Annotated in this window: 17 protein-coding genes; 7 read left to right on the forward strand and 10 right to left on the reverse strand. The window is 62.3% G+C overall.

Annotated elements, in window-relative coordinates; all coding sequences use genetic code 11:
• Positions 1-12 precede the first annotated feature (12 nt).
• The 3 genes from HYR72_14110 to HYR72_14120 all read right to left on the reverse strand — a co-directional run bounded on the left by HYR72_14110 (position 13) and on the right by HYR72_14120 (position 3,234).
• Positions 13-261, reverse strand: coding sequence for a hypothetical protein (locus HYR72_14110; protein ID MBI1816109.1), 249 nt, complete (start codon positions 259-261; stop codon positions 13-15).
• Positions 258-713: a PIN domain-containing protein gene (locus tag HYR72_14115; GenBank protein MBI1816110.1), complete on the reverse strand. Its 456-nt coding sequence runs from the start codon at positions 711-713 to the stop codon at positions 258-260. Before HYR72_14115 ends, HYR72_14110 begins: the two co-directional genes overlap by 4 nt.
• 355 nt (positions 714-1,068) lie before the next feature.
• Positions 1,069-3,234, reverse strand: a complete 2,166-nt coding sequence (locus HYR72_14120; GenBank protein MBI1816111.1) for a sulfatase — start codon at positions 3,232-3,234, stop codon at positions 1,069-1,071.
• 326 nt (positions 3,235-3,560) lie between these two features.
• Between HYR72_14120 and HYR72_14125 the strand changes: the two genes are divergently transcribed.
• Complete coding sequence (locus tag HYR72_14125; protein ID MBI1816112.1) at positions 3,561-4,028, forward strand: hypothetical protein; 468 nt, start codon at positions 3,561-3,563, stop codon at positions 4,026-4,028.
• Positions 4,029-4,113: 85 nt separating this feature from the next.
• Here the strand turns inward: HYR72_14125 and HYR72_14130 are convergent, their stop codons facing one another.
• Entirely contained in the window at positions 4,114-5,313 is a 1,200-nt protein-coding gene (locus HYR72_14130) for an MBOAT family protein (protein MBI1816113.1), read from the reverse strand.
• A 268-nt stretch (positions 5,314-5,581) separates the two neighbouring features.
• Here HYR72_14130 and HYR72_14135 point away from each other — a divergent pair, with 268 nt between their 5' ends.
• Positions 5,582-6,661 (forward strand): hypothetical protein, encoded by a 1,080-nt coding sequence (locus tag HYR72_14135; protein ID MBI1816114.1) that lies wholly within the window; start codon positions 5,582-5,584, stop codon positions 6,659-6,661.
• On the opposite strand, the gene HYR72_14140 is transcribed toward HYR72_14135, so the two are convergent.
• Entirely contained in the window at positions 6,655-10,203 is a 3,549-nt protein-coding gene (locus HYR72_14140) for a YfhO family protein (GenBank protein ID MBI1816115.1), read from the reverse strand. The genes HYR72_14135 and HYR72_14140 overlap by 7 nt on opposite strands.
• A gap of 46 nt (positions 10,204-10,249) precedes the next feature.
• On the reverse strand, positions 10,250-12,556 hold the full coding sequence (locus tag HYR72_14145) for a YfhO family protein (protein MBI1816116.1): 2,307 nt from the start codon (positions 12,554-12,556) through the stop codon (positions 10,250-10,252).
• Positions 12,557-12,798: 242 nt separating this feature from the next.
• Between HYR72_14145 and HYR72_14150 the strand changes: the two genes are divergently transcribed.
• From HYR72_14150 to HYR72_14170, 5 genes are all read left to right on the forward strand, one after another.
• Entirely contained in the window at positions 12,799-13,827 is a 1,029-nt protein-coding gene (locus tag HYR72_14150) for a flippase-like domain-containing protein (protein MBI1816117.1), read from the forward strand.
• Positions 13,824-14,219, forward strand: a complete 396-nt coding sequence (locus HYR72_14155; GenBank protein ID MBI1816118.1) for a hypothetical protein — start codon at positions 13,824-13,826, stop codon at positions 14,217-14,219. The genes HYR72_14150 and HYR72_14155 overlap by 4 nt, the downstream gene beginning before the upstream one ends.
• A gap of 187 nt (positions 14,220-14,406) precedes the next feature.
• Positions 14,407-16,995 carry an FAD-dependent oxidoreductase gene (locus HYR72_14160; GenBank protein ID MBI1816119.1) on the forward strand — a complete coding sequence of 863 codons (2,589 nt, stop codon included), beginning with the start codon at positions 14,407-14,409 and terminating at the stop codon, positions 16,993-16,995.
• A 23-nt stretch (positions 16,996-17,018) separates the two neighbouring features.
• On the forward strand, positions 17,019-18,053 hold the full coding sequence (locus HYR72_14165; protein ID MBI1816120.1) for an NAD-dependent epimerase/dehydratase family protein: 1,035 nt from the start codon (positions 17,019-17,021) through the stop codon (positions 18,051-18,053).
• A gap of 582 nt (positions 18,054-18,635) precedes the next feature.
• Positions 18,636-18,881, forward strand: a complete 246-nt coding sequence (locus HYR72_14170) for a type II toxin-antitoxin system Phd/YefM family antitoxin (protein MBI1816121.1) — start codon at positions 18,636-18,638, stop codon at positions 18,879-18,881.
• Between the two features lie 536 nt (positions 18,882-19,417).
• Here HYR72_14170 and HYR72_14175 read toward each other — a convergent pair.
• From HYR72_14175 to HYR72_14190, 4 genes are all read right to left on the reverse strand, one after another.
• The gene (locus HYR72_14175) at positions 19,418-20,575 is read right to left on the reverse strand and encodes an ATP-binding protein (protein MBI1816122.1); all 1,158 of its coding nucleotides are present in this window, start codon (positions 20,573-20,575) and stop codon (positions 19,418-19,420) included.
• Between the two features lie 322 nt (positions 20,576-20,897).
• On the reverse strand, positions 20,898-21,122 hold the full coding sequence (locus HYR72_14180; GenBank protein ID MBI1816123.1) for a DUF433 domain-containing protein: 225 nt from the start codon (positions 21,120-21,122) through the stop codon (positions 20,898-20,900).
• A 463-nt stretch (positions 21,123-21,585) separates the two neighbouring features.
• Positions 21,586-22,386 carry a class I SAM-dependent methyltransferase gene (locus HYR72_14185; GenBank protein MBI1816124.1) on the reverse strand — a complete coding sequence of 267 codons (801 nt, stop codon included), beginning with the start codon at positions 22,384-22,386 and terminating at the stop codon, positions 21,586-21,588.
• A 23-nt stretch (positions 22,387-22,409) separates the two neighbouring features.
• A complete protein-coding gene (locus HYR72_14190) occupies positions 22,410-22,805 on the reverse strand; it encodes a four helix bundle protein (GenBank protein ID MBI1816125.1) in 396 nt (131 codons plus the stop codon).
• Between the last annotated feature and the right edge of the window lie 62 nt (positions 22,806-22,867).

Genomic DNA, 22,867 nt, shown 5'->3' on the forward strand with positions numbered 1-22,867 from the left:
GAACCCTTCTCGTCAACCGATCTCTCGTTGCCCTTTGCGCAGACGGCGGCGCGCGACAGGGGCGCGGCGGCGGCGCATCTGCGCCAGCAACTGGTCGACCGACAGGGCACCGAGCAGACGGTGACGCAATTCAGCATAGTCCCCGTGACCACGCTCGGTCTGCATTGCGAACCGGAGGGCACCCGCGGGGCCAAGTTTCTTCACCAGCGCTTCCCAGCCTACGGCGCGCACCTCAGCGTCGGTCAAATGTTCGCTCTTCATTCTCGCTCCTCTCCAACCAACTCGGCCAGCGCTTGTTGGGGCAGAACTACGCGAATCGCCAGTTGCGTCCCCGCGCGCAGGCACCGGCGGATCATTCGGTCATCAGTCGTGACGAGCAGCCCCGCCCGGCCAGCCTCCGCCGCGGCGACGTGCAACGCATCGAGGCCGCGCAGTCCAAAGCGCTCCAGGGTACGCGCGCGCCGCGTCACCGGTGGCGAAAGCTTCACTACGGCGTGCGCCAGAGCTACGAGGCAGAGAACCTTCCGCGCTCGGTCCGGGTCTGGGTTCTGACTCGCTTCGAAGACCACGTATTCCGAACCAACCAGCTCAATCCGGCCCGCTTCGACCAGCGACAACAGCATCGCCACGGCTTCGGCCTCTATGCGCGTACGCGGCTGACTCAAATCGTCGAAGGGACGGTTGAAAGCACTCGTGTTCAGGTAGATGCGCACAACGACCGCAACTTACCCAGGCAAGCCGTCTCGAGCAAGCCGCGACTCGTGCCGGCAAGCGGAGGTTGCGTGACGATCATCTCGCGCAAAGACGCAACGGCGCGAGGAAGACCACCACAACGCCAGTCTACATTTCTCATCTGCTTGAAGAGGCGCGCGTCCATGGCCTCGCCATCCTGACACCCGATCCCCTCATCAGCCAGTATCCGGTACGCTGCGCTTTGAGCCAATCGAGCGAGTAGAGCACCAACGGTGAATTCCGTGCAATGAGCCGTCCAACGTCTTACGTCTCCTGTCCGCCTCACGTCTTCCGTCTCCCGTCTCACGTCCCAAGGTTTCCCGTCTCCCGACCGGATCACTTGATGTATCCGAGCGCACGCAGCTTCTCTTCTTGCTCGGGTTGCAACTTGGCTTGCTCTGCTTTGACACCGGCTGCCGCCCCCGCGAGCGACGTCTTAGTTGCCAGACAGGTCGCGTCGTACGTATCGAGCAAGGTTCGCAGATCAGCTACCTCTGCGGCGTGCGTGTCATAGATGTCTTTCTTCTCGCCCGGATCAGTCGCCAGATCGTAGAACGGGTAGAAGGGTTGCCGTTGGAGATCGAGATAGCGGCAGAGCTTGCGGGTACCCAACTGAGCCAGGTAGCCGGGGCGTTCGAAGAGAATCGGTTCGTAGTCCGGTCCGTTGCCAGAAGCGCCCCAGGCCTCACTGAACAGCACGCGCGGGCTTGCACTCGCCCGCTTGCCCTGCAGCAACGGCACCAGACTTACCCCAGTCATCTGGCGCACGCCGGCCACGCCCGCCAGCTCCAAGATCGTCGGCATCAGATCCACGTGACCCACCGGATCGACGATTCGTTCCCCGTGAGCAATGCCGGGTCCCCAAAACATCAACGGCACGTGCGAGACTTCCTCGAAGAAGTGCGGTCCGTGACCCCATAAGCCATGCTCGAAAAACTCCTCGCCGTGATCGGACACCACAATGAAGATGGTGTTGCGATCGAGCCCTTCCATCTTGAGGGCGTCGAACAAGAGGCGGAGCTGATCGTCGGTGTAGCGAATTTCCTGATCGTACCCGACGACATCGCGCAGCGGTCGCGGCGATGCTTCGGTAACCGTTTGGCCTTCGCGCGAGGTGAAAAGTCCCCGGTAGCGCGGCGGAGGCGTGTACGGGTCGTGCACCTGGAACGTATGCAGGAACAGGAAGAAATGCTTGTCCTTGTTTCGCCGAAGCCAGGCCGCGCCCTTCGCGAACGTCGACTCGACCTGCCCGATTGGCTGCATCATGTCGGGGCTGGTGTTCTCCGCGTACACGTTGAAACCGCGATTGAAGCCGTGCGTCGCGTCCAACCAGCCGTCCTCGGTCACCGCGCCGGTTTCGAAGTCGTTCTCGCGCAAGACCTGGGCGAGGGTCGTCAACCACGGCGGCAGCACTTCCATTCCCTGCGTCAAGCCGTGCACGCAGGGCGGAACCGACGTGAACATCGTCATGTGCGACGGTGGCGTCGTGGTGGCGGCAGCCACGCAATGGTCGAAGACGGTACCGTGCTTGGCGAACGTGGCGTCGATGAACGGTGCGGTGTCGAACGAGAACCCGTAGCTGGTCAAGTGATCGGCGCGCAGCGTGTCGATCGACAACAGGATGATGTTGGGTGGTTTCGACGCGGGCTTTTCCGGCGCAAACACCGTCGGGTTCGCCCACAACGGGAACGAGTACGCTTGGGGTTCACCTTGCAGTTCCGTTTCGAACGCCAGGACCCGGGTCGAATCCGCCACCGACTCCAGCGACACCCGCCGATCGTGCCAGCCGTGGCCCGCTTCGGAACGGGCATCCAAGTTTTCCGTGAACAACAGATCGCAGGTCTTGTCATCGCAGGCTTTGATCGTGAAGGTGACTGGCGGCTGCGACCAAGCAGCGCGCGGGATGCCGATGGCAAAGTCGAGATACGCATGCGGAGGAATGTGAACGCTCGCAGTTCGATACGAAGTCGACCGCTCTGAACCGACCGCGAATCCTTCGATGTGCACGCCGATCGTAGAACCGGCGGCGGCATTCGGGACCGGCAGATGAATCCGCACTCGCTTTAGATTGCCGGCGGCCTCGGGCGTGACCACCATGGCGGGCAACCGGTTCCAGGTCGTGCCGACACGCGCCCGCGGCAGCAGCACGATGCGGTCCGCAGCAGTAAGTTCCGGTGGCACATCGGGAGCGAACGACACCGCACCATCGGTCGGCACAACCGCTTCCTCGGTGTACACCACTGGTGCGTGCGGCGCCCTGGCCAGCACGTAACGGGTTTCGTTGAGCAGGGTTTCAGTCAGGCGCTCCGCCGCTTGTCTGCTCGCATCTGTGGACTCCGCGGCCGGGCGATCGGCCGCCGTCGCTGTCGCATTCGGTCGCCACTGCGAATCAACCAAACGATAGTACGGCTTGAATTTCGCGTCCGCCCGAGCGCGCCACCACCATGTGCCGGCAGCAACAACCGCCGACGCGAGGATAACGAGAAACCATTTGCGGTTCATAAGCCCTGAGCCGTTCGACGATGACTTCGCGAGAGAACGGGCGTCGTCAGAACTCCGTATAGATGAACTTCAGCGGTTCTTCGGGCGCAAACAGCACGCACAGGACAATCAGGATCACATAGAGCGCCACCTTCCAGTTGTTCGCGACAAAGCGCAGCATCAGATTTTTCATGACCGTAGACTCTTCGCCGCCGGGCTCACTCCCGTTTGGATTCATCGACCACTCTAAAGCACGAAGTCGCGTTGAACTTCCAGCCCGAAGATTCGAACGATCGCCTGCGCCCGACGGTTGACGGCAGGCTTGATCACTGGTTTATGCTGCGGACATGAGAAAAGTACTAGGCGCAAAACTCGCCACCGCAATTTTGGCGGCAGTCCTTCTCGCCGCCGGATGCTCGGAGTCAACGCCGGGGGTGCTCACGCTCACCCCGGCTGGCATGAACCCGACGGGAAAGTTCACAGTGGACCCTGCCGGTGTTGTCGCCTTTTGGGGCAATGGAGCCCTGCAATCGAAGGTGCACGCTGAGAAGGGGCCGGTCACCATCACGATCAATGCGTGGGGTCACACCGTAGACGGTGAGGCGCCGATACTTCTCGCCGATCTCGAAGCGCGCGTCGTCGGAAAACTGGTCATCGACTCGGACAAGCCGAAGGACTACGTCATCAACACCGGCGCACAACACGCAGGAACGACGATCTTCGGCCTCACATTCTCCAATCACGCCGACAAACCACCCAACGCACTCGCCGGACGCTGGCTGGTCGTCAAGAGCGTGACGATTGAGCAGAAGTGAGAGGACGGAAGACGGGAGACGGAAAACGTGAGACGGAAAACGTTTTGACGTGAGAGGTGGAGGGGTGAGGTAAGGCGACCTCGCCTCAGCGAACGCCCAATAGGCGGGCGATGATCAGCGACGCCTTGTCTAGGTCACACACAAACAGCACCCAGCCGATACAGACGAAGTGGAATGTGAAAACGCCGGCGGCGACGCGCAGCGCGACCGGCCCCTCTCCCTGCTTTGGTCCGAGCAGACGCTCGCGCACGCGTCCGTAGACGCGGTACAGGTTGAGCGCGATGCCGTGGTACATGCCCCACACCATGAAGTGAAAGGCGGCGCCGTGCCACAGGCCGCACAACGTCATCGCGACGAAGCGATTCAGATACGAACGCAGCTCGCCGTGGCGGCTGCCGCCGAGAGGAATGTACAGGTAGTCGGTGATCCACGACGTCAGCGAAATGTGCCAGCAGCGCCAGAAGCGCGCGATGTTGGGCTGCAAGTAGGGATAGTTGAAATTCTCCTGCACGGTGTAGCCGAACAGTTTCGCGCTGCCGATGGCGATGTCGGAGTAGCCAGAGAAGTCAAAGTAGATCTGCAGTGCGTAGCCGTAGACGGCGAGCCAGAGCTGCACCCACGTGTACGCCTCGGGATGCGCGAACACGGGGGCGCACAACGGGGCGACCGTGTCGGCGATCAGCGTCTTCTTGGCGAGGCCGAAGAGAATGCGCTCGAGGCCGGCGCTGACGTTGGCGGGGTCGAGCGCCCGCTGCGCGTACTCTTGCGGGTTGAACTGCTGGAAGCGTTTGATTGGCCCGCAGATCAGCGTCGGGAAGAACATGATGAAGAGCGTGAAGTCGCGCAGGCCGGCGGGCGGGAACGTGCCGCGATAGACCTCGATCAGGTAGTGCACGTACTCGAAGATGAAGAACGAAATCGCCAGCGGCGCACGCAACTGCGCCGACGCAGCCTGAATCGGCTGCGCGCCGGGAAATACCAGCGCGAGCGACTCGAAGAAAAACCCTTGGTACTTGTAATACCCGAGCAACCCGATGCAGCCGCCGACGCCGACGATGAAGGCGAAACGCCTGCGCCGTCCCGCGCTCGGCGGCACCAGGAAGCTGAGACCGAACACCAGGAGCGTTGTGGCAGTGATCAGCAGAACGTGGATCGGGTAGTAGTACCAATAGAAATAGAAGCCGAAGCCCGTCAGCACCACGGGTCGCCAGCGTGCCGGGGCGAGCCAGTAGGTACAGAACGCAACGATCAGGAACAGCGCGTAGACCCAGGTGTTGAAGATCATCGCGTCTCCGCTCTCAAGCAACCCGCCTTGGGGTTGTTGCCGCGAGCGGTTTCAGGATCGCGAGCGGGCGAGGACACAAGGGACTCTCCACGGCGTTCGGCACAAAGTACGCGGGCCAAATCACACTCCAACCGGCATGGTCAACCGTGAGCCCGCCTCCCCCTGGTGGGCGCTCAAGGGGTCTGTATACGTGACATCGCTCACACGGCGCGCCCATCGCAATTTACTCGATTGACAATTCTTCGTTTCCAAGCAAATTGCGTCCGCGATGCGATCGATCTTTGAGCGACTAGCCCTCCTCCTGTTCGGCATCTGTGCGGCGCTTGCGGTCGGGGAAATCGCGGTTCGCATGCACCGGAGTGACCGGATCAGCTTCAACAAGTCTTTAGCCGAACGGGAGCGCTCATCGAAGACGCCGAAGCGCACCATCATGGATGTCCTGCGTCCGAATGGAGACGAGGTCTTCCGCGGAGTACGTTACCGCTTCAACAGCGTCGGCATTCGCGGGCCTGAATACGCGGATCATTCCGGCACAGGCGTCTTCCGCATTGTGATCGTTGGAGACTCCGTAACCATGGGCCACGGTGTGCAAGAGGAAGACACCTACTCCGCTCTTCTCGAGGCAGCCCTGAATGCCCGCGGTTCAGAACGACGCTACGAAGTGATCAATCTGGGACTCTCCAACCTCAACCTCGCGTCAGCGGTGTATCGTCTCCGAGCGAGCGGGCTTCCGCTGCACCCCGATCTGATTGTCTACGGCTTCACGATCAACGATATCGAGTCTCCCGCCTACGTGCGCTCGACCAAGGGGCCCGATGGCGACGCTCACCGCGATTGGCTCTATAGATTCCGCCACTCGCATTCGTTTCTCATGCGAGCGCTGTGGCCACGACTGGTGTCGCTCGATAATCTCCGCGAACCCAGTCCCGGCTCGTACCTGTTCGAGCTCCGGGAAAACTATTTCGACAACCCCGAAGCTTGGGCCAGTTTTGAAGTGGAGCTCGACCGACTCCGAGATGTCGCAACCTCCAGCGGGGCTTGCGTACACGTGCTGATCCACACGCATCTCTACTATCTCGGCGCGCTTCATCCATTCGGTTCGATCTACGATCGCGTGGCGCGAGCCGTCGAAGCTCGCGGCATGACGGTGACCCAGTCCTATCCGTTCTTTCGACGTCTGGATGAGAGCCGCCTCGTCGTCTCGTGGTTTGACAGCCATCCGAACGCGGCCGGCCACCAAGTCCTTGCCACCGCGCTACTGGCCGGCCTGCGCGATCTACCGGGTCGCTGTTGGAAAGAGGGAGCCGTGCCGGACGCCGTGGAATTCCAACAGGCAAACATTCACTGACGCACACGATCAGCGGCGTAGCGAACAGCATCAGCAACCGGCGCCGCCAAAAGGCCCGCGAGTTTCTTGCGGCCATCTTCGTTGAGATGAATCGGATCGCGAAGACCTCCGTATTTGGGTTTGCGGAAGTCGGCCGGCGTCATCGCGTCGCTGTAGTCGCGCCAGATGAGACCGTAGCGATCGGCGGTGCCTCGTAGTCGGGCAATATACTCCTCGTACAATCCCGGCTCCGCCAATCGATCTCGACCAAATGGATTGACCGGCCCCGCATAGATCACGCAGCGACCGGGACGGTAGGCATGACAGAGGCTGCCGATTACATCGAGTGCGTCCCAGTTGGCGTTGGGAAATCCGTAGTCGGCAGCTGTCCATTCATAAGGACCTGAAACCGACGTGCGCGCGGCGACGAGTGGTTGCTGTTCGACTTCCGCAGGTCGAAGCCAGCGAGCCAGCGCCGTCCCGGGTCCAACAGTCGGCTGAATCGCATACTCCCACACGTCGCGGCGCAAGCTCGCGCGATATGCGTAGGTTGCCCAACTCGATTGCACAAGTCCGGTCATCACCTGTTCCAGCGTGAGATTCGCATCGATCCATGAACCCGCTCTGACCGCAACCAACCGATACAAGTCACCTACGTTGAGTTCGGTGCTCACGCGACTGACCCAGCGCGAATGCGGTGCGCGCGGGAAAGCTCGCAGGGAGAGGCCGTATACGATGACCTCGACATCGCTGCCGATCAACTTATCGATGAACAGGGCCGCGTCACCGACGAACAAGCCGAGTTCGCTCGCATCGATCGTCTCAATCAAGACGCCCCGCGCTTCGCTTAGGGCCTGGCGCTCAAGATAAGGGACGACGGTTTGATCCGGAGCATCTGCGGCATTCATGGTCGAGTCACCCACGAACGCTACTCGCTCTGCATCATGGGATGTCCTCTGGATCGCATCGAACAGAATTGGAAGAGTTTGGCCGTTCGTCCGATCACGGAGCAATGGAAATGGGCTCACGTACCGTGGGACGATGTAGTGGTTGAAATAGGGACCAGCCACCCACCAATCGAGCACCACCAACACCAATACAATTCTCAGCGCCACACCGAGCGGTCCGGCCGTGCGCGCGGCCGCGACACGACGGATCGCATTTCCGATTGTGCCCCAAATCTCATCGGTGTCGTCGGTAGCATCCGGCGATGCCACCGGTTCATGCTCGGCGCGCGTCACTTGCACCCGGCGCGTCCTGAATGCGGCGACCGCAGCGACGGCGAGAACGCCCAGCGCCAGCAAGGTCATTGCCGCACCCAACTTGAAACTGAGGGGATCGTAGACGAAGGTGACGGTATGCTCTCCCGCTGGAATGGCGACGGCGCGAAAGAGCGCGTTGGCACGCACGATCGATTGCGACTGGCCGTCGACCGCCACCTTCCAACCCGGATAGAACGTGTCCGTCAGCACCAGATAGCCGTCACTCGCGCTCCGCGCATTGATCACCACCCGCATGGGCTCGTAGACGACAATCGTGGCTGGAGTGATCGTCCCCGACGATTCGTGGGATGACGCATGGGGTGTAAGAGCCATCCCCTCGCCTGGTTCGAGTACGACGCTCCGCCGCGCTTCGAAATCCGCTTGCGTCAGCATTTGCATCGCGGACTCGGCGTTGGCGGCCACAAGCAAGTCGTTGGCAACGTAGGCGCGCGGCAACGGGTTGGGGTTTTCGTACACCATGAACTGACCGTGCATCGCATCGAATGCGGCCGTCCAGCCTTGCGACTCCAGGGCTTGCCTGAACGGCATCGTGATCTTGTGCAAGACGATGAAACGCAGGCTCATGAGATCGGCCAAGCGCAATGCGGCCGGTGACGGATCGAGATCGAGCAGACCGATGAACGGATACTTTTCGTAGTCGACCGTGCCCGAGTGATTGAGCAGGCGATAAAACTTCGCGTCGCGATCAAGGCTCAGGGGCTCGTAGTCCGTGAGCGAATAAATTCCACGCAACGTCCCCTGCTTCGGCATGAGCGCGGGCAGACGCGTCGACGGCATGTAGATGTAAGTCCGATACAACCCGCCCCTCTGCTTCACGTAGTCCAACACTTCAGCTTCGGCGTCGTACACGCTCAAGTCGTGGTACGGGTGCAGCGCCGGGCTGCGCGTGGCAAAAAACAGATCCCAGACGATCAACACCACCAAGCCGACGGCGGCCAGCGGCCGCGCAGATCCGCGCGCTGCCAGAATGATCGCCGCGAGCGCGACCGCAAGGCACAGGAAGGTGCGCCCCGCCGCTGGAGCCCGGGCGGCGAATACGCCGACGACGACCACCACGCCGATCGTCACGATCATCGCTGTTCGGGCGCGGCTTGTCGTGTCGGCTCCCCGGGATTTCCGCTCGCCTAGAAGCACATCCAGACCGATCCCGGACAACACGGCTGCGCCAACCGACAGGAGGTACTCAATGCGCCAGGGGTAGCGAAACCAAGTTGCACCAGGGAGCAATCCATAAAGAGCAAACACAGGGGTGTAGACTGAGACTGAGACCGCGAGACTTGCGAGCACCATCACCCAGAAGAAAGCGACCTGAAGTCGTCTGCGCCGACTCAGCAGTGCAATTGGGGACAACAACAAGCTGACGATTCCCACATAGGCCTGACGCGGAAAGCCGGGCGCCGAATCGACCAATTCATGCAACACCCGCTCGGGCGGCAACGGTCCGGTCGGCATTATTTGCGTCATGCTGAGGCCGCCGGGCCGCCGCGGTCCCAGGCTTTGCAGCTCGATGCTCGGCAACAGTTGAACTGCGCCTAGGGCCAGACCCAGCGCCATGCCGGCGCCAAGGAACAGTGCAAGCTTAGCGACATTCCGCGGATCGCGCGTTCGCCATGCCTCACCAATCACCCGTGCTGCGGCGTAGCCACCGAGGGCATACATCGAGTACACCCACGTCTGCAGCCACCCGGCGAGAATCGGCATGCCCACGGCCAACGCGACGACACCGATCCCCTTTGCTCGCGGCTTCGTACAAGTTCGCTCCACACCGATCAGGCCCAACGGTAGCCATGCTGCTGTGCCGATCGCAGGCGTGAACCAAAGCGCCTGCGATGCCATGAAGCCAGAAAGGATGAACGTAAAGGCGGCGGCGCTCGACGCGAGGTGGCTCAGCGCAATGGTGCGTCCATAGCCGTACAACAGTATGCCGGCGAGGATCAGGTGCAGTACCGCGATGACTTCAATGGCGATTTCGGTTGGAAGAACGAGAAACGGGAAGTTGAGCGGGTAGAACACTCCGTACAACGCCGTCGCGGCGAACGGATGGCCACAGAACTGGAACGGATTCCACAACGGGAGAAGACCCGCTTGAATCCATTCGGCGGCGCGGTGGGCCATCGGATACACCTGCGTGTAGGGATCATCGCTGGCCCCGAACATGACCTCGGTGGCTGGCGCGATGATGCGAAGGCGCCAGAAGGCGAGCACGACCGCAGCGAGCGCCAACGCGAACCCGCCGTCGAATTTGTTGCTGCCCGATCCGATCGATCCGCTCCCGCGCATTCGGTCGCCGGTACACTACCGCACGAACATGGTCAATGTAGACCTTTCAGCCCACTACCGCCGAGCGCATCGATTGCGCCTTTCGTGACCGAGTACGCACCAATCCCACGCACACCAATACACTGGCACTCAACGAAACGATCACGCCGATCAGGAATGTATTCGGACGGTAGTCGAATGTCACCGTATGGGGTCCGCCCGGAACATAGACCGCTCGAAAGAGATAGTTGCCGCGGTCAATCGGCACGGGCCGACCGTCGATCTCGGCAACCCACCCCGGATAGAACGTGTCGGTCAGCACGAGGTATCCGGGCTCATCGTCGCGAGTCCTCACTACCACACGTGTTGGTTCGTAGGATGCGACTGAGACCTCCGTCAGACCGCGCGGCGGCGCCAACGCCGCGACCGCTCTCACTCCCGAAATCGCTTCGACGACTGCGCTACGGAACCGATCGAACGTAGGCGACGTGATTGCCACGAAGGCATCCGACTCGTTGGCTGCGAACTCCCAATCGTGCACGATGTAAGCGCGAGGAAGCGCCTTCGGATTCTCGTATACAAATTCGTGTCCGCCGTCGCGCGGCACAAAGGCCAGCCGCCAGTCTGACTGCGGTGTGGTGAGTTTCCGCGTAAACGCCGCGTCGAGCGGGTGCGACATGATGAAGCGAACGCTCATCAGGTCCAGCAGCCGGAGATTGTCGGGCGTCGGATCGAGTTCAAGAAACCCGATGAACGGAAGGTCCTTTGGATCGGACCCGTCGGACCGACGCGCTTCGATGGCATGGTAGACTCGTGCGAAGCGGTCCAAGCTGAGCGGTTCGTAGTCGGTGATCGAAAAGATCCCCCGCAGCGTACCTTGCTTCGGCATCACCGGTGGATTGCCGGGCATCGAGAAGTGGATGTACGTACGCGCCAACCCTTGATTGGCGGAGATATAGTCGAGCGCGGCCGCCTCTTGGTCGTAGATCTTCAGGTCGTGATACGGGTGCAACGCGGGACTCTCGGTCGCAAAAAACATGTCCCACATCGAAATGGAAATCAACGCGACGATGCCGGCCACACGCGCGGCGTGCCGGCCTGTGAGAACCATTCCACAAATCACCGCGGCCCCCAGCCACAGCAGCCCACGGCTGCGTTCCGGCATCGCCACAGCGGACCACCACAGCAATGCAGTCAAGAACGGCACGAGCGCGAGAAGCGCGGAACGTCGCGACCGCAGCGCCACCTCGACCGCCTCGCCACTCAGCACGGCTCCCGCAAAGGCAAACAGGAGGACAACGCGCCAGGGGATTCGAAACCAGCTCCCGCCCGGAATCGCGCGGAATACTGCAAACAAGGGCGTGTACGTCGTCATCGCAATCAACAGACTCCACGCCCCCAACAGCCAGAGGAACACGACGTGGTGGCGTCGCCGCACGGCGACGAGCGACAGCGGAATCAGAACGAGCGAGACGATGCCGATGTAGCTCTGTCGGGGAAATCCCGATCGTGAATCGAATGTCTCGCTGAGGATCTTCACGGGGGGCACGGGTCCGAGACTCAACGTCTGCTCCAAGCTGAGTCCACCGGGTCGTCGGGGTCCGAGGCTTTGAAGTTCGAGGCTGGGAAGCAACTGGATCGCGGACAACGACAGGCCCAGAACTATCCCACCCGCGACAGCGCCACCGGCACGGAGCACGAGTCTCCAATCCCGTCCAACCGCGACCCCATGCACCATTCGGAAGGCGCAATACGCACCGATCGCGTGCATGGAATAGGTCCACGTCTGCAGCCATCCCGCCAGGATCGGCATGGCCACTGCCAGCGACAGGAGCACCGCCCACTTGAATCGTGGACGCTCGAAGATCTTTTCGATGGCGAGGAAGCCCAGCGGAAGCCACGCGATCGCTTCGATGGCGGGCGTGAACCACAGCGCTTGTGACGTCACGAACCCGGAAAGCATGAACACAACCGCCGCAAGCGACGCGCTGGCCCGGCTGAGCTTAATGGTTCGGCCATACGAATAGCAGAACAGTCCGGCCAGAAAGAGATGGAGCGCTGCCTTCAGCTCCAGTCCCACACGCGTCGGGACCAGCAGGAAGAGAAGATTCAACGGGTACGTCACGCCGTAGGACACCGCGGCGAGAAACGGATGACCGCAAAACTGGTACGGGTTCCACAGCGGGACGTGGCCAGCGCGAAGCCAGCGATCAGCGAGCTGGACCATCGGATAGATCTGCGTGTACGGGTCATTACTCGCCGCGAAATACATCTCGTGCGCGGTGGTGATGATGCGGAAGTAGAAAAACGAGCCAGCGAGAGCGGCCAGGCCGATGCCCGCGGCGAGGTCGAGCCGCAACACTCTGGCGCTCACACACTACTCCGTTCTCAGGCGAAGACGCTCGCGGCGTACATCACCGGCATTCGCTCGTCAACCGAAGATCAATCGCACGGGCCTCGACTATACTGGTTCGCAAATCGCATTTTCGCATGGTAGGAAATCACATCCATGTCGATCATGCATCACGTACACACGCCTGGAGCGCGCAGGCGTAGTCGCAACAGAAGCTCTCATCTCCGGCGGAGACGCGCCCGAACATCGGCCGTTCTCGTTCTATGAAGCAACGACGCGGCCCGATCCTAGTCGTCGGACTCGTCTTGAGCATCGCGTTTGTCGCTCTCTCGCTACGCCACGTCGATCTCCATGGTCTAGGCGACGCACTCGGGCACTCGCACTGGTGGCCGTGGTACGTGCTGGCACCGACCATCTATCTTGCGGGTCACGTGGTGCGGGGTGTTCGCTGCCGCACCATCTTGCGGCCGCATTGCGATCTGAACCTGATCACCGCGACCAACTGCACGGTGATCGGCTACGGCGCCAACAACCTCCTCCCGGCCCGCATGGGCGAGTTCGTGCGCGCGTACGTACTCGGGCGTCAGGCGGGGGTTCCCGTCAGTTTGGCGCTCGCCATCACCTTCCTCGAACGCATCCTCGACGGCCTGACGATCACCGGCATCTTGCTGGTTGCCGGACTCTTCGCGCCCTTGCCCGACTGGGGGCGCGAGCTGCGCTGGGCCGCGGGCCTCGTGTTCGCCTCGGCCACCATCGCGGTCGCCCTCATCACCGCCGCACGGCCGTTCGTGTTGCGCGTCGCGCAGCTCGTCACCGCGCGCCTGCCACTCGCGCTCGATCGGCGCATCACCGCGATCCTCAACCGCGCCTTCGGCGCCACCGATTGCCTGCGCGATCCCATTCTCACAATCAAAATCGTCGCCCTTAGCCTCACGGTGTGGATCGTCGAGGGCGGCATGTTCCTCGTGGTCTTGCCGGCGTTCGATTTGCCGATGAATCCGCTGTGGGCGGCGATGGCCTTGTCGGTCACCAATCTCGGCATCCTGATTCCATCAAGCCCCGGCTACATCGGTCCGTTCCACTACTTCTGCATGCAGGCGCTACAAATCTTCGGCGTACCGGCCGACACGGCACTTGGATACGCGATCATGGTGCACCTGCTCTACTACGTCCCGATCACGATCTGGGGCGTCGGGGCATTGACCGCGTACGGCGTCAGCCTCGGCACCGCGGCGCAAACGGTCCCCGCCCCGGCGCTCGCCGTCGCGACAGAGAACGAGGTGCTGCGGTGAGTGATGCGGGGACGCCCGCCCGCCGCTACACCGCGCTGGCCGCAATCGTCGGCTGCATTGCGCCGGAGTATCCCGCGCTCAACGCCGCGACGCGCGTCAAGGCGCTTGACGATGTGACTCGCTACGTCGCCTCGCAGATCGATGGGATGCCGAGTTTTCTGCGCGCGCCCTACCGGCTGGCCTTGCTCGCCTTCAGCTGGTTGCCGCTGCTGCGTTACGCGCGACCGTTCTCGGCCTTGCCTGCGGCAACGCAGCTGTCGTACCTGACGTTGTGGAGCGATGGACCGATTGGACCGATGCGCGATTTCGTCAAGCTGATCCGCAGCTGCGCACTGCTCGCGTACTTCGATCATCCACTGGTGTTGCAGCAACTCGAAGTGGAGCGGGCATGAGAGGGAAGGGGTCAGGGGTTGGGGGTTGGGGGTTAGGGGTTAGGGGTCAGGGGTTAGGGGTCGGGGCCACCCCTCACCCTTCATCCCTTGCCCTTCACCCCTTACCCTTCACCCTCTCACTCCTCACCCCTTACCCTTCACCTGCAAGCCTTCAGCTTTCCCGTCTCACGTCTCACGCTGTCATGCCATGACAAACGCGACCACACACACCGATCCACCAATCACGACCGGCGCCATCGTGCGCACGGAAGTGCTCGTCATCGGCTCGGGCGCGGGCGGCGCCATCTCCGCGGCCACGCTGGCGGCGCGCGGCTACGAGGTGTTGGTACTGGAGGAAGGACCGTTCCTCGACACCAGCACCATTGCTTCCAATTCTCCCGAGGCCATCGCCCGCCTCTACCGCAACGGCGGTCTCACACCGATTCTCGGCAATCAGACCATCGCCTACGTCGAAGGGCGATGCGTCGGCGGTTCCACCGAGGTCAACAGCGCCTTCTGGCACCGCTTGCCGCAGGACAGTTACTACCGCTGGCGTACCGATGCGTTGCTGCACGACTTCACGCCCGAGGTGATGGAGCCCTACTTCGCGATGCTCGAACGCGACCTGTCGGTCTCCTACCTCGACGCCGAGCAGGCACCGAAGAGTTCCGCCCTGTTTCGCCGAGGGATCGATGCATTGCACTGGCAGTATCAAGAGGTCCCGCGTTGTCAGAAGCACAACGCGGGGGCCAGTCCGTTTGCCCCCGGCAACAAGCAGTCGATGCAGCGCACCTACATTCCCAAAGCACTGGCCGCCGGCGCGCGGCTCATCGCCGACTGTAAGGTGAGCAAGATTGTGCATCGCGACGGACGCGCCACGGGCGTCCACGCGAGCGTCAAACAGAACGGCAGCGTGCAACGTTTCGAAGTGCACGCCGACTTGATCTTCGTTTGCGGCGGCGCGGTGCAGACCCCGGCGCTGTTGCGTCGCAGCGGCATCACCAAGAACGTCGGCGACAATCTGTGCATTCATCCGATGATCAAAGCCGCCGCACTGTTCGACGACGAGATCGGCGCCCACGAAGAGGCGTTGCCGATCTATCAAGTCAAAGAATTCTGGCCGACCATCACCATCGGTGGCGCGGTGTTCACGCCCGGCTTCCTCGCCATGCTGCTGTCGGACAATTGGAAGACGACCCAGCAGGCGATGCCGGACTGGAGCCGCATGGCGCTGTATTACGCGGCGAGCCGCGGCATGAACCGCGGCCAGATCCGCGTCCTGCCGGGCCTCGCCGACGGCGTTGTCGTGCGCTACCAACTGAGCGAAGGCGATCAGCAGAACATCAGCGCCGGCCTCGCCCACCTCGGCGAGATTCTGTTCGCCGCCGGCGCCAAGGCTGTCTATCCGTCGCTGCGCGGTCAGCCGGTGCTGAAGTCGGCCGATCAATGTCGCGGCTGGCTCAAGCAGCCGATCGCGATCAACACCATGGCGCTGTCGACCGTGCACGCATTCAGCAGCTGCCCGATGGGCGAGAATCCCGACGTCTGCGCCACCGATTCGTTCGGACGGGTGAACGGCTTCCGCAACCTGCACATCAACGACGCCAGCTTGATTCCGGATTCGCCGGGCGTGAATCCGCAAGGGACGACCATGGCGATCGCGCTGCGCAACCTCGACCATCTCGATTCCGAGCGCGGCCGGCGTGTGCGTGGTAAGCTGCACGCTGTGAAGCTACCTGCCGCCGCTCCCGCGTACATCATCACCGGCGCTTCCGGCTGGCTCGGCATGCGCTTAGTCGAGGTGCTCACGCGTGGCCTGCCTGGCGTCGCTCGTTTTGCCGAGCCCATCGCCCAACAGGCGTTGCGCTGCTTGGTGCACCCCAACGACAACGCGACGGCACTGAGCAACATGGCGGAGACCATCGAAGTCGTGCCCGTCGACCTGACCGACGCGGGGGCCGTGCGGGCCGCGTTCAGCGACGCCGCCGGCGCGACGGTGATTCACATCGCCGGGGTAATTCATCCGACGCGCGGCGTGAAGGAATTTACCAGCGTCAACGTCGACGGCACGCGTCACTTGCTCGAGGCCGCGGAGGACGCGGCGGTCCGCCGCTTCGTCGCCGTGTCGTCGAATTCGCCGTTCGGATTCAACCCGCACACCGATCATCTGTTCGACGAGCAGTCGCCCTACAATCCGTACATGGGCTACGGACGATCCAAGGTGGAAATGGAGGGGCTGGTCAAAGCGGCCCACGCGCGTGGCAAGCTCGAGACGGTGATCATCCGACCGCCGTGGTTCTACGGACCGCATCAACCGCCGCGCCAGACGCTGTTCTTCAAGATGATCAAGGACGGGCGCTTCCCGATTCTCGGCGACGGCACGCAGAAACGTTCGATGGCTTACGTCGACAACATTTGCCAGGGCCTGCTACTTGCCGCCACGGTCGAGCGCGCCAACGGCGAGGTCTATTGGATCGCCGATGCGCGTCCCTATACCATCAACGAAATCGTCGACACGGTGCAGGAGGTTCTCACGACCAACTTCGGCATCGCCTGCGCGTCGCGCCGGCTGAAGCTGCCGGCGCTGGCCGGTGAGATCGCGCGACTAGGAGACGGCACGCTGCAAGCCATCGGCATCTACAACCAGAAGCTGCACGTGTTGAGCGAAATGGGTCACACCATCGCGTGCTCGATCGAGAAGGCCAAGCGCGAGTTGGGTTACGCACCGGCCGTTTCGCTGCGCGACGGCATGCTGCGGTCGATCGAGTGGTGCCTGGAGAACGGCTTGCGCTTCTAAGGCGCGAAGGAGACGGCACGCGGATGGCAACGGTACTCATCACCGGCGGCTCGGGATACTTCGGCTGCTTGCTGCGCGACCGCTTGCGGGAAACCGGCGCGTCGGTCCGCATCTTCGATGTGGTCGACGTCGAGGATCGACCGTCGGAGGTCGAGTTCATTCGCGGCGATATCCGCGACCTGGATGCCGTCCGACGCGCGTGCGCCAACGTCGAGGTTGTCTACCACAACGTCGCGCAGGTGCCGCTGGCGAAGGATCGCCACCTATTCTGGGCGGTCAACTGCGGCGGCACGGAGAACTTGCTGCACGCGGCGCGCGATGCGCGCGTGCGCAAGGTCGTGCACACGTCGTCGAGCGCTGTGTTCGGTGTACCGGCGCGCAATCCGGTGGACGACACCGTCGCGCCGAACCCGATGGAAGCCTACGGCCGCGCCAAGTTGGAAGCCGAGCGCGTCGTGCAACGCTACGTCGGCGAACACGGGCTCGACGTGTCGATCATTCGCCCGCGCACGATCCTCGGACACGGGCGCCTGGGAATTTTCCAGATCCTGTTCGATTGGATCGAGGAAGGGAAAAACATTCCGGTGCTCGGACGCGGCGACAACATTTACCAGTTCGTTCACGCCGACGACCTGGCGGCCGCGTCGATCAAAGCGGCGGCGCGCCCTGGCTTCGGCATCTACAACATCGGCGCGGAGACGTTCGGCACCATGCGGGCCACGCTCGAAGCACTGTGCCGTCACGCGGCGACGGGCAGTCAGGTTTATTCCGTCCCCATGGGCTTGGCGATCGCGGCCATGAAGCTCACCAGCGCGCTGCGGTTGTCGCCGCTCGGGCCGTATCACTCGCTGATGTACGGCCGCAGTTTGTATTTCGACATCACTCGGCCGAAGGCCGAGCTCGATTGGCAGCCGCGGTGGTCGAGCGACGAAATGATCTGCGAGTCGTACGACTGGTACCTGGGGCACAAGCAGCAGGTGTTGCACTCGTCGGGCGCGTCGCATCACCGCTCAGCGGTGAAGCAGGGGATTCTGAAATTGGTGAAGCAATTTTCGTGAGACGGTTGGACGTAAGACGGAAGACGTAAAACGGGAGACGCCAGGCGTTGGAGCATCTCCGTCTCACGTCACGTCTTCACGTCTCCCGTCTCGCGTCCCCCGTCTCACGTCTCACGTCTCGCGTCTCCCGTCTTCCGTCCTACGCGAATCGCCAGTTGCGTCCCCGCTCGCAGGTACTCAGTCCGAAGAAAAGAATTCAACGCAGAGTCGCCGAGGCGCCGAGCCGCAGGGGTAGGGTCCGATTGCTCGGCATGAACGAAGGTGGACTATTTTCGGATTGCACGACGCGGCAACTTACCCAGGCCGACTGGTGCCGGCAAGCGGGGAAGGCGTGACGATCATCCTCGCGCAAGGACGCGAAGGCGCAAAGAACAGATGGAGCGATCAAAGAGAGATTCCTTCGTCTTCTCCCTTCGTACGCTTCGTGTACTTCGTGGTGAGGATCTTGACCGGTTCGGCTGTGCGGCTTGGCGTCTTTGCGCGAGACACGTTTGCCTATTTTGGGCGAAGCCCGGGGAAATCCACGACGACGGCCGCCAGAGAGGCGTTGACTTGACCATCTTTCTAGGCCAGATACTGGCCATGCTGAAGATCAACATCCACGAGGCGAAGACTCACCTCTCGCGCTACCTCGCGCGCGTTGCCAAGGGTGAATCGATCCTGCTCTGCAACCGCAACGTTCCGGTTGCGGAGATTCGGCCGCTTCCCGCTCCGCGGAAAACCAGCCGACCCATCGGGTTGGCGAAGGGAACGTTTACTGTTCCCGCCAGTTTCTTCGAGCCCTTGCCGGAAGACCTCCAACGCGTCTTCGCTGGCGAGCACGCATGAAGCTCCTCTTGGATTGGATACGTGCACATTTCTCTGGATCGCCGCCGACGCACCAGACTTGTCTTCGAGGGTCCGCGATCTTTTTCGCGACCCGGCCAATGAGCCGTATCTCAGCGCCGTTTCGGTCTGAGAGATTGTGGTGAAGCATGCGCTCGGGCGCCTTCCCCTCCCGGAGGCACCCGAGCGATTCGTTCCGGAGCAACGCCACCGCATGGCATCGAGCCTTTGCCGCTCGACGAAGATGCCGCCCTGCATTTGGCGCGTCTGCCCGCTTGCATCGTGATCCATTCGATCGCATGCTGGTCTGTCAGGCGCTCGTCCATGGCCTCGCCATCCTGACGCCCGATCCGCTCATCAGCCAGTATCCGGTACGCTGCACTTGGTGAAGCGCCGCGGGTGCGGAGCGCGAGTCAACCCTGATCCGAAAGTAGAAGCCACCGATAAACAGCGACAAGCTGCTGAAGGACATCGCGCACGCAGTGAAACGGATCCGGCATCGCGCGCGCGGCCGCGTATGCTGGATGTATGCACGCGAATCACGGCCAGAGTGATCCGTTCGCCACGGCGTCGAGAAAGTCGCCGACCGGCAAGACGTCGATGCCGTCGCGGGTTCGCGCGCGCCGTCCGCCCGGGTGCACGAGGATGCGGCGCGCAAGCCCTTTGAGTCCCTCAACCGCGCGCAAGCCGCGCAAGGCATCGTCGTCGATGGTGGTGGCCACCTTCGCCTCGATCGCCAACCACTCCCGCCCACGCGCGAGCAGGAAGTCCACCTCCGTCCGCGCCGCCTCGGCGGGGGCCCAGTAGTACCATTCCTCGAACAGCCCATGATAGTCGCGATGGCTGCGCAGGACCCCGGCGACCCATCCTTCAAACAAGGCGCCGCGCTCTTCCGCCGCCGGCGGCGCGAACTGATTCTTGAGCGCCCGGACAATCCCAGCGTCGACCCAGTACCACTTCGGATGCCGCTTCTCACGCACGCGCATGCGGGCCGCATACGCGGGCAGTCGAAACGCGAGCAGGGTGTCTTCCAATATCTCGAGGTAGCCCGTCACTGTCGTGCGCGCCACGCCGGCATCACGCGCAAGCGTCGCCGTGTTCAGCGTTTGCCCGTGGAACAGCGCTGCGATCGGCAGAAAGCGGGCGAACCCGGGCAAGCTGCGCACCAGCGCCTCGGCTTGCACCTCTTCCTTCAGGTACATCCGAACGTACGCTTGCAGCGCCTCACGGCGTTCCGGCGCCTGCCAGATGATCGGCAGACTCCCGGTCGTCAGCACGGTCTCCAACGCAAACGCATGTCCCAGCTCAGCCGGGACCAAGGGATGCAGCTCGCGCCGTGCCGCGCGTCCCGCCAACAGGTTGGTCCCATGTTGCTTGAGTTTGCGCGCGCTCGACCCGCACAGCACGAAACGCAGTCGCCGTTCCTCGATGAACCGATGCACCTCGTTCAGCAACTGCGGCAGCCGCTGGATCTCGTCGACGCACACCGTCGTCCCGGGTCGCAGCGCGCGCAGCTCGTCGGCGAACTGCCCCGGTCGCACGAGATAGGCGTGGTAGAGCGCCTCATCCAGCAGATCGATGCGATGCGCGGTCGGTAGTTGCGTGCGCACCCACGTGCTCTTGCCAGTGCCGCGCGGCCCGAACAGAAAGAAGGACTGCTTCGGGACCTCCAGCAAGCGAGGAAACAGGGTTGCCATATCGTCGTCATTCTACGCCGTAAAATGACGACGTACTAGTCACGATGCGAGATCAGCAGATCTCGATCACTTCGCGAAAAGACGCAAAGGCGCAAAGAACAGATGGAGCGATCAAAGAGAGATTCCTTCGTCTTCTCCCTTCGTGCGCTTCGTGTACTTCGTGGTGAGGACCGTGACTGGTTCGGCTTCGCGGCTTGGCGTCTTTGCGCGAGACACTCTTGCCTTTGCCAAAGCCCGAGAAGAGTTGCGACGACGTGCGAGTTACCTAGGCGGGGACGCGCCGCACCTTTCTTGGTTTGATCGCGTCCACGGCACGCATTCGTCAAGCAGCACGCGCACCGCTCACCACAAGCTCACGTGCTTGTTCCAAGACCGCGACTGCCTTCTCTCGGCTGACCGTCGGGAAGTCATCCAGGAACTCGTCGAGTGAGTGCTTGCCTTCCAGGTAGTCAAAGAGGGCTTGAACGGGCACACGCGTGCCGACGAAGACGGGTGCACCGCTCATGATTTCAGGATCGCAGTGAATGACTGACTTTCGCGTCCCCATAGTGATTTTCTCCGCAGGGCAACCTATCACGCGACCACTCGTGGGCCTAGCGTCAGAAAGCTTTTCGCTGGTCGCGTGGGCCACTGGAGAACCCCTCTCGTCAACCGATCTCTCGGTGCCCCTTGCGCAAACGACGGCGCGCGACTGGGGCGCGGCGGCGACGCATCTGCGCCAGCAACTGGTCGACCGGCGGGGCACCGGGCGAGCGAGTCAACTTGGTTGCGATACCGCTGTCACTTTACGCCGCAAAATGACGGCGTACCAATCTCGGGACAGGAGACGTGAAGCGTGAGACGTAAGACGGAAGGCATGGGATACCTCTCTCCGTCTCCCGTCTCCCGTCTCTCGTCTCCCGTCTCCCGTCTCCCGTCTTACGTCTCCCGTCTCCCGTCTCCCGTCTCTCGTCTCCCGTCTCCCGTCTCTCGTCTCCCGTCTCCCGTCTCCCGTCTTACGTCCTTACGCTTCACGCCTGACAAATCGCCAGCAGATCGAGTGAGCCCTCGGGATTCGTACTGATGTGAAAGTCATCGATACCAATGGCGTCGGTAGCACCATCGGCGCGCGCGATGTTTTGCCGCACCAGACGCGCGAGCTTCGGATACACCCATTCGATCAGCGCCTGCGGTAGCACTCGGCGCAATCCCAACGGATCGAGGCGCAAGATCTTGCCGGCCTGAACTCCGCGCGCGCGCTCAAAGGCCATCACCTTCTCGTTGCCGCACACGCCGTGCATGTCCACCTGCGCAAATGTCGCCCGCAGCAGCGTCGCCAGTTCATCGGCGACGTACTCGTGCAGGTGATACGGATTCTCGACGAACGAGTTGAGTCGATTGGGCGTGATCACGATCAGGCGTCCGTCGGACTGCAACACGTGCCGCGCTTGTTCGAGGAACGGACGCGGATCGTCGAGGTGCTCGATCACCTGGAAGTTGCACACGACATCGAAATGCTCGCCGAGCACACTCAGTCGCTGCAACTCGCACGCGCGATACATCAGGTTCGGCGCCTGATAGCGACGCGCAGCCACCGCGATGGTGTCGGCTGATCGATCAACTCCGATCGCCCGCAGCGCCGTCTGGGCCAACAAGTGCGTGCCGTAGCCATCGCCGCAGCCGGCATCGAGCACGGTCTTGCCGCGCACCTGCTCTTGCGCAAATCGATACGCCACGATGTGACGCGCAAAGTCCGCCGCGAACAGCGGATCGCCCGCGACCAGCCGCTCGCCGGTAAAGATGCCGCCTTGTGATTCGTCGGAGTGGGACATGGGGAGACGGAAGACGGGAGACGTTAGACGTTGGACGGGAGACGGGAAACGTTGGACGAAATGGTGGCGCGGAGTTTTCGGAGAAGTCCCGCGAGCATCTGATCGATTCGTTGCATCATGTCCTCCAAGAGCGGAATTGCCTGGCTCGCCAGGTAGCCGAGTCGGCGGCTGATTTCCACTTGCGTGTCCAATTCGCTCAAGGAGCCGCGCGCGATATGCACGAAATTGGCGAACTCCTTCTTAGTCTGTCGCGCCGCTCCCTCCGCGATATTGCTCGCCACACTTACCGCGGCGCGTCGCATCTGGGAAATCAATCCGTAGCGCTCAGCGTCGGGATATGCACTCGTGAGACGGTACACCTCCACCACTAGATGAACACTCATCTGCCACACTTCGAGACGCTTATGCGGTTTGTCCATCCCGGTTCTCCCGTCTCCCGTCCCCACGTCTTCCGTCTTCCGTCTCCCGTCCTCACGTCTCC

The sequence above is a fragment of the Deltaproteobacteria bacterium genome (assembly GCA_016178705.1).
GTDB lineage: Bacteria > Desulfobacterota > Binatia > HRBIN30 > JACQVA1 > JACOST01.